This is a genomic window from Pseudomonas sp. B20(2017) (assembly GCF_002113125.1).
Lineage (GTDB): Bacteria > Pseudomonadota > Gammaproteobacteria > Pseudomonadales > Pseudomonadaceae > Aquipseudomonas.
Genome location: NZ_NEJP01000015.1, coordinates 183,887 through 190,819, shown reverse-complemented (window position 1 = coordinate 190,819; position 6,933 = coordinate 183,887). Strand labels below are relative to the sequence as shown.

The 6,933-nt window shown below is 57.8% G+C and carries 8 protein-coding genes; 5 read left to right on the top strand and 3 right to left on the bottom strand.

Annotation, left to right across the window (positions count from 1 at the left end; translation table 11 throughout):
- Nucleotides 1-42: 42 nt before the first annotated feature.
- From epd to fba, 5 genes are all read left to right on the top strand, one after another.
- The gene (epd, locus tag CAF63_RS21780) at nt 43-1,095 is read left to right on the top strand and encodes an erythrose-4-phosphate dehydrogenase (RefSeq protein ID WP_085688667.1); all 1,053 of its coding nucleotides are present in this window, start codon (nt 43-45) and stop codon (nt 1,093-1,095) included.
- Between the two features lie 12 nt (nt 1,096-1,107).
- Nucleotides 1,108-2,271, top strand: a complete 1,164-nt coding sequence (locus CAF63_RS21775; RefSeq protein WP_085688664.1) for a phosphoglycerate kinase — start codon at nt 1,108-1,110, stop codon at nt 2,269-2,271.
- 34 nt (nt 2,272-2,305) lie between these two features.
- Entirely contained in the window at nt 2,306-2,527 is a 222-nt protein-coding gene (locus CAF63_RS21770; RefSeq protein WP_085688661.1) for a hypothetical protein, read from the top strand.
- A 57-nt stretch (nt 2,528-2,584) separates the two neighbouring features.
- Nucleotides 2,585-2,917: an MliC family protein gene (locus tag CAF63_RS21765; RefSeq protein WP_085688658.1), complete on the top strand. Its 333-nt coding sequence runs from the start codon at nt 2,585-2,587 to the stop codon at nt 2,915-2,917.
- A gap of 248 nt (nt 2,918-3,165) precedes the next feature.
- Nucleotides 3,166-4,230 carry a class II fructose-bisphosphate aldolase gene (gene fba, locus CAF63_RS21760; RefSeq protein ID WP_007959708.1) on the top strand — a complete coding sequence of 355 codons (1,065 nt, stop codon included), beginning with the start codon at nt 3,166-3,168 and terminating at the stop codon, nt 4,228-4,230.
- Between the two features lie 223 nt (nt 4,231-4,453).
- Here fba and CAF63_RS28565 read toward each other — a convergent pair whose 3' ends face one another.
- The 3 genes from CAF63_RS28565 to CAF63_RS21750 form a co-directional block, all read right to left on the bottom strand.
- Nucleotides 4,454-4,891 carry a hypothetical protein gene (locus CAF63_RS28565; protein WP_143492480.1) on the bottom strand — a complete coding sequence of 146 codons (438 nt, stop codon included), beginning with the start codon at nt 4,889-4,891 and terminating at the stop codon, nt 4,454-4,456.
- Nucleotides 4,892-5,218: 327 nt separating this feature from the next.
- On the bottom strand, nt 5,219-5,578 hold the full coding sequence (locus CAF63_RS21755) for a DUF6124 family protein (protein WP_085688655.1): 360 nt from the start codon (nt 5,576-5,578) through the stop codon (nt 5,219-5,221).
- A 364-nt stretch (nt 5,579-5,942) separates the two neighbouring features.
- Nucleotides 5,943-6,611 carry a polysaccharide lyase family 7 protein gene (locus CAF63_RS21750; protein ID WP_085688652.1) on the bottom strand — a complete coding sequence of 223 codons (669 nt, stop codon included), beginning with the start codon at nt 6,609-6,611 and terminating at the stop codon, nt 5,943-5,945.
- Nucleotides 6,612-6,933: the final 322 nt, after the last annotated feature.

Genomic DNA, 6,933 nt, shown 5'->3' with positions numbered 1-6,933 from the left:
CGCCATCGCATCAACGGATACACCACGGTAATCGAGAACCCCATGCCTCAACCGCGTCCCTACAAAGTTGCACTCAACGGCTACGGCCGGATTGGTCGTTGCGTCTTGCGTGCGTTGTTCGAGCGAGGCGAAAAGGCCGGGTTTGAGATTGTCGCGATCAACGATCTGGCCGACATGGCCAGCATCGAATACCTGACACGCTTCGACTCCACTCATGGCCGGTTTCCCGGCGAAGTGAAGGTCGACGGCGATTGTCTGCATATTAATGGCGACTGCGTGAAGGTCCTGCGCAGTGCCACCCCCGAAGGCATCGATTGGGCGTCGCTGGGGGTCGATCTGGTGCTCGAATGCTCAGGCGCCTGGCACACCCGCGCAGACGGCCAGCGTTTTCTCGATGCCGGCGCGCCGCGTGTGCTGTTTTCGCAGCCGATGGCCAGCGAGGCGGATGTCGACGCCACCATCGTCTACGGCGTCAATCAGGATTGCCTGACCGGCGACGAACTGCTGGTGTCCAACGCCTCCTGCACCACCAACTGCGGCGTGCCGTTGTTGCGTCTGCTGGATCAGGCGGTCGGCCTGGATTACGTGTCGATCACCACGATTCACTCGGCGATGAACGATCAGCCGGTGATCGACGCCTATCACCACGAAGACCTGCGCCGCACCCGTTCGGCGTTCCAGTCGGTGATCCCGGTGTCCACCGGTCTGGCGCGTGGTATCGAGCGCCTGCTGCCGGAACTTGCCGGGCGAATTCAGGCCAAAGCCGTACGCGTGCCGACGGTCAACGTGTCCTGCCTCGACATCACGATGCAGACCTCGAGCGACACCGACGCCGGCGAGGTCAACCGGATTCTGCGCGACGCCGCTACCAGCGGCCCGCTCAAAGGTCTGTTGGCCTACACCGAATTGCCTCACGCCAGTTGTGATTTCAACCATGACCCACATTCGGCCATCGTCGATGCCAGTCAGACCCGCGTTTCCGGCCCACGGCTGGTGAACATCCTGGCCTGGTTCGACAACGAATGGGGTTTTGCCAACCGAATGCTGGATGTTGCAGAACACTATCTGCAAACAGCGACTTCAAAAAAACCGTAGGAAGTGCGACCCATGACCGTGTTGAAGATGTCCGACCTCGATCTGCAAGGTAAGCGCGTATTGATCCGCGAAGACCTCAACGTCCCAGTCAAGGACGGTGTTGTCACCAGCGATGCGCGTATCCTGGCTTCGCTGCCGACCATCAAGCTGGCCCTGGAAAAAGGCGCGGCCGTGATGGTCTGCTCGCACCTGGGTCGTCCGACCGAAGGCGAATTCTCTGCCGAGAACAGCCTCAAGCCAGTCGCCGACTACCTGAGCAAGGCACTGGGCCGCGAAGTTCCGCTGGTGGCCGACTACCTGGACGGCGTTGACGTCAAGGCCGGCGACATCGTGCTGTTCGAAAACGTGCGCTTCAACAAGGGCGAGAAAAAGAACGCCGACGAACTGGCTCAGCAATACGCCGCTCTGTGCGACGTGTTCGTGATGGACGCTTTCGGTACTGCTCACCGTGCCGAAGGCTCGACCCACGGCGCTGCCAAGTTCGCCAAAATCGCCGCTGCCGGCCCGCTGCTGGCTGCTGAGCTCGACGCACTGGGCAAAGCCCTGGGCGCCCCGGCCAAGCCGATGGCGGCCATCGTTGCCGGCTCCAAGGTCTCGACCAAACTCGACGTGCTGAACAGCCTGAGCCAGATCTGCGATCAACTGATCGTCGGCGGCGGCATCGCCAACACCTTCCTCGCTGCGGCCGGTCACCCGGTCGGCAAGTCGCTGTACGAGCCGGACCTGCTGGACACCGCGCGTGCCATCGCCGCCAAAGTCAGCGTGCCGCTGCCGGTCGACGTGGTGGTTGCCAAGGAATTCGCCGAAAGCGCTGAAGCGACCGTGAAGCTGATCGCTGACGTCGCTGCCGACGACATGATCCTCGACATCGGCCCGCAAACCGCGGCCAACTTCGCCGAACTGCTGAAGTCGTCGAAAACCATCCTGTGGAACGGCCCGGTCGGCGTGTTCGAATTCGACCAGTTCGGCAACGGCACCAAAGTGCTGGCCGAAGCCATCGCTGAAAGCGCGGCGTTCTCGATTGCCGGCGGTGGCGACACCTTGGCGGCCATCGATAAATATGGCGTGGCGGAAAAGATCTCCTACATTTCCACCGGCGGTGGCGCGTTCCTCGAGTTCGTCGAAGGCAAGGTGCTGCCGGCCGTTGAAGTCCTGGAAAGCCGGGCCAAGGCCTGAGGCCGCCCGATTGGCCAGGCAAAGGAGTGTTCAGATGGTCAAGTCGTTAGCGCTGTTGCTGCTGACCGGTACATTGGCAGCCTGCGGGAGTAACCCGAAGGCTGCGCCGGAACCGGCACCGGGCGAGGCACAGAAAGGCTGCTACCAGGCCGACTGGCAGGCCGAAACCAACCCGGTGCTGAACAAGCGCTCGGGGCCGGAAGGCCTGGACAAATACGAGACGCAAACCCCGGCCAAGGAACATGGTTGTCCTTGACCGGTCTGACTCTTTAACTCAGGGCCGGCGGCGTGCGCTGCCGGTCGAGGAACACGGATGAAAGGCTTGATCGCCGTTGCGGCACTGGGATTGTTGGGTGGTTGTGCGCAGTGGAACCCGTTCCAGTCGTCCGCCCCTGTGGATAACTGGACCACCTGGACCTGCGACAGCCAGGCCCAGGTGCTGTGGCGTTACACCGATGCCGGCCAGAAGGCAGTCGATGTGCGACTGGGCGGCGGCGATCAGGTCTATCGCCTGAAAGAAGAGCCGGGCGCCTCGGGCGCGTTGTACAGCGACGACATGCTGGCGTTTCACATCAAAGGTAATGAAGGCCTGGTTTATTGGGTCGCTACCAATGATCTGATCGGCCGCGGCTGCAAAGCGCAGTAATTGAAACACCACGGACCCATTGTGGGAGCGAGCCTGCTCGCGATAGCGGTGTAACAGTCACTGCATGGTTGACTGCAAGAATGCTGTCGCGAGCAGGCTCGCTCCCACAGGGGCCGGGCAGAATCAAGAATCGAGTAATACCGAATCACCGGACCGGGGCCGACCCCCGATCTGCAATCACTTGAATAGCCGCCGCCGCTCCGGCAGGCTGGCACGATTAACGACCCAAACCGGGAGAGAGACACACAATGGCACTTATCAGCATGCGCCAGATGCTGGACCACGCAGCCGAGTTCGGCTACGGCGTTCCAGCCTTCAACGTCAACAACCTTGAGCAGATGCGCGCCATCATGGAAGCCGCTGACAAGACTGACTCCCCGGTGATCGTTCAGGCTTCGGCCGGTGCCCGCAAATACGCCGGCGCCCCGTTCCTGCGTCACCTGATCCTGGCGGCGATCGAAGAATTCCCGCACATCCCGGTGTGCATGCACCAGGACCACGGCACCAGCCCTGACGTCTGCCAGCGCTCGATCCAGCTGGGCTTCAGCTCGGTGATGATGGACGGCTCCCTCGGCGAAGACGGCAAAACGCCGACCGACTACGAATACAACGTTCGCGTAACTCAACAAACCGTTGCCATGGCTCACGCCTGCGGCGTTTCGGTTGAAGGCGAGCTGGGCTGCCTGGGTTCGCTGGAAACCGGCATGGCCGGTGAAGAAGACGGCATCGGCGCCGAAGGCGTTCTGGATCACAGCCAGATGCTGACCGACCCGGAAGAAGCCGCTGACTTCGTCAAGAAGACTCAGGTCGACGCCCTGGCCATCGCCATCGGCACCAGCCACGGCGCTTACAAGTTCACCAAGCCACCTACCGGCGACGTGCTGGCCATCGACCGCATCAAGGAAATCCACAAACGCATCCCTAACACCCACCTGGTGATGCACGGTTCCTCATCGGTTCCGCAAGAGTGGCTGGCGATCATCAACCAGTACGGCGGCGACATCAAAGAAACCTACGGCGTACCGGTTGAAGAAATCGTCGAAGGCATCAAGCACGGCGTGCGCAAGGTCAACATCGACACCGACCTGCGTCTGGCATCCACTGGCGCAATGCGTCGCCTGATGGCCACCAACCCGAGCGAGTTCGACCCACGTAAATTCTTCGGCGAAACCGTCAAGGCGATGCGCGATGTATGTATCGCTCGTTACGAAGCTTTCGGTACTGCCGGCAATGCTTCGAAGATCAAGCCGATCTCGCTGGAAAGCATGTATCAGCGTTATCTGAAGGGTGAGTTGAACGCCAAGGTCAATTGAGACTGGGTGTTGAGCTGATTTGAAAGAAACCCGCCGTGAGGCGGGTTTTTTTTGCCATGAGTTTTCATAGCGAACTCTTTTTTGCTGCGTGAAATGCCACCTACAAAGGACAAAGTCTGGATTGTCTTGGCCGAAAGGTTTTAGTGTGAGGTCAGCGGTTAAATGAGTTGGTCTCCGTTTTGTTTGGATTGTGTATGACCTTTTTTATTTTATGTTAATTAGTTTAGGGGGAGACGAATGTTACGCTGTACGAGTTGGGTACCCAGTAGGTGTCTAATAATGCCGAGTATATATCGCAGGTGATTCGTATATTTCCGATACCCAGTTTTAGCATCTCTGCTGTGGTGAAATAAAATCGTGCGGGGCCGGCATAGGCAATCGGGAGTTGGAATGACGATTTATATGCATTGGGTCCTTTGCTCAGGTTTACGGCTTCAACGCTTAAAATATCTCCTTTCTGAAAGCTCGTATATACATCGGTAAGTATGTTGAAGCCAGAGTCTTTAATATGTGTTGCCATGGTTAAGCCATAAAGAGTATAGGCTACGTTGTTTGGGTCGTTTCGGTTAAATCCAATGCTTTGGTGTACTTGGGTGTTGTTGTTTGGAGAGGTTGTATAGTAATAAGCATTAGGTGTCGGTAATGGGATGTAGTTTGGCATGGTTGAATAGTCCACTGGGGTTGGTATGTGAGGGCGATAACGGTGGTTGGGTGTACAAATTCAGCTGATAAATAGTCCCGAGTCCCTATATTTGGCTTTCTATTAATCGTGAGCCCATGATTTGGCTTCTGCGAGATGGTAGCAACTGTCATAGTTGACAGTTATTTATAGTTTTTTGTTTGTAGGATGATTTCGATTGATTCTTGATCGAAGAGGGATGTGGCAGTTTTTAATGTTGAAGGATTTAAGGTTTTGGCCTGGGTGCTCGGAGAAATGGCTGAGCGTAATGAAGGGGGCGACTCAACGAGTTCGCCCCTTTTGCACTTATTATTTCGGCTCGACGTGATCCAGCGCCTGATTCACCGCCAGTTCTCCAAGCATTACCAACTGCGCAATGCCTATCGCGGTTTTGCGGTCGGCGGAGGTGAGGGAGGCGGCGAAGTTGTTGAGCATTTCGCTGGCGGAGCCAAGGGTTTCGCTGGCGTTGGCCAGCAGGGATTCGGTGTTGTAGGCGGGATTGGCGAAGTACATGCGGTCGGGTTCGTTGACCGTGGCCATGATGCGGGCGCCGGGGCAGAGGTAGTGATCGAGGGCGCGTTCGGCGGCTTCGTTGAGTTTTTTGGGGTCGAGGGGATCGTAGGGGGAGGCCGGGTCTGTGACCGGCGGATGAGGTGTCGATTGAATCATGTTTCGTCTCCGGGAAATGGAGCCGACACCGGATCGCTACTAAACGATGGGGTGGCAGCTGAACGCAGGTTAGTAGACCGGGGAGACGCGAACCGGCGCGCCCGAAAGCGCCCTGCGTACAGCTACCATCAAGCGCAGATATCGATATATCTCACTTTCTGGAGTGCAAATACGCCTCGCGAACCCTCGGGCTACTAAACCCGATCACTGCGAATCAGTGACCCGAATCAAGTTACCGATGGCCCTCCAGGCGCACAAGCCGGCGGATTCTGGCGTACCGGTAGGCAGCGACGCAAGCCGTTGTAGGCTTCGGGACGTTACGCGCACTGCCTTTAAACAGCAGCCTTAAACGGTCGCGCTGCTGCTATTTATCGTGATCGATATCCAGCTTGCTGAACGTCACCTGCCCACCTTCACTCGTGTATCCAGTGTTGTCCTGCACATACACGCCCGCCTTGAAATACAGCGGTTTGTTGCGCCACGTCGCACTGATCTGCGAATCCCACTGATACCCGGCCGCACTCACACCCAGTGCGCCGCCGGGGCTCAGGTGAATGAGGTAGTTGAACTCGCGATTGAGTTTGATCCCGGTGGCGAGGGTGATGACGCGGCTTTCGTCCTGATCCGGATGGGTGCGCAGCTTGATCACCAGGTTGCCGGTCTCGGTTTTGTCTTTGTACTGGTACTCAAGCTTGAGCATCGGCTTCTGGCTTTTATAGGCGTGAATCTGGCCGATGACGATCTTGCCCGAGCTGGGCACCTTGTTGACCGAGAGGGTCGCGCGCAGCAGGTTGTCGGCGTCCGGGTAGTACCAGTTGCGCAGGGTGCCGTTGCTGTAAGTTTCGCGTAGCTCGGTGCGGGGATAGATGGCGTTTTCGGTTTTCGAGCCGGTCACCGGGGACCAGAAGAACAGGGTGCCGGTGTCGGAATGGAAGTACTGATCCTTGAAGCCGTTCACCAGTTTCGAGGTTTCAACGGTGTAGGGCGGGCTGCCAACGGGAACGCTGAGGTTCCAGGTTGCGAGGTCGATCATGTCGGTTCTTCCACTCTGTTGCAGTTGTACGCGCGTGCCAGATGCTCTAGCCCGCGGTTCTTGGGGGCGGCCTTTATAAGCGTAGTGGGATTTTTTGTTAACGGCCGTCTGGCGGATGATTGGCGTCAACAACCTGTCGAAATGCCATGTTTCCCGGTTTTCGAGGGCTTCAGCGGTGACCGTTAGTCGGCTGCCTATCGGTTTGGTTAAATGATGGCTGGATGACAGCTATTGCTTTTACAGATCCCGGACTAGAGTGAACGCTCAGCGACTGTACGGTTTTCATGAGAAAACGCCGGAACACTGATCCGAGACGCCCCGA

Coding starts and splice junctions, on each gene's coding strand:
- epd (WP_085688667.1), top strand. CDS start 43: ATGCCTCAACCGCGTCCCTACAAAGTTGCACTCAACGGCTACGGCCGG.
- CAF63_RS21775 (WP_085688664.1), top strand. CDS start 1,108: ATGACCGTGTTGAAGATGTCCGACCTCGATCTGCAAGGTAAGCGCGTA.
- CAF63_RS21770 (WP_085688661.1), top strand. CDS start 2,306: ATGGTCAAGTCGTTAGCGCTGTTGCTGCTGACCGGTACATTGGCAGCC.
- CAF63_RS21765 (WP_085688658.1), top strand. CDS start 2,585: ATGAAAGGCTTGATCGCCGTTGCGGCACTGGGATTGTTGGGTGGTTGT.
- fba (WP_007959708.1), top strand. CDS start 3,166: ATGGCACTTATCAGCATGCGCCAGATGCTGGACCACGCAGCCGAGTTC.
- CAF63_RS28565 (WP_143492480.1), bottom strand. CDS start 4,891: ATGCCAAACTACATCCCATTACCGACACCTAATGCTTATTACTATACA.
- CAF63_RS21755 (WP_085688655.1), bottom strand. CDS start 5,578: ATGATTCAATCGACACCTCATCCGCCGGTCACAGACCCGGCCTCCCCC.
- CAF63_RS21750 (WP_085688652.1), bottom strand. CDS start 6,611: ATGATCGACCTCGCAACCTGGAACCTCAGCGTTCCCGTTGGCAGCCCG.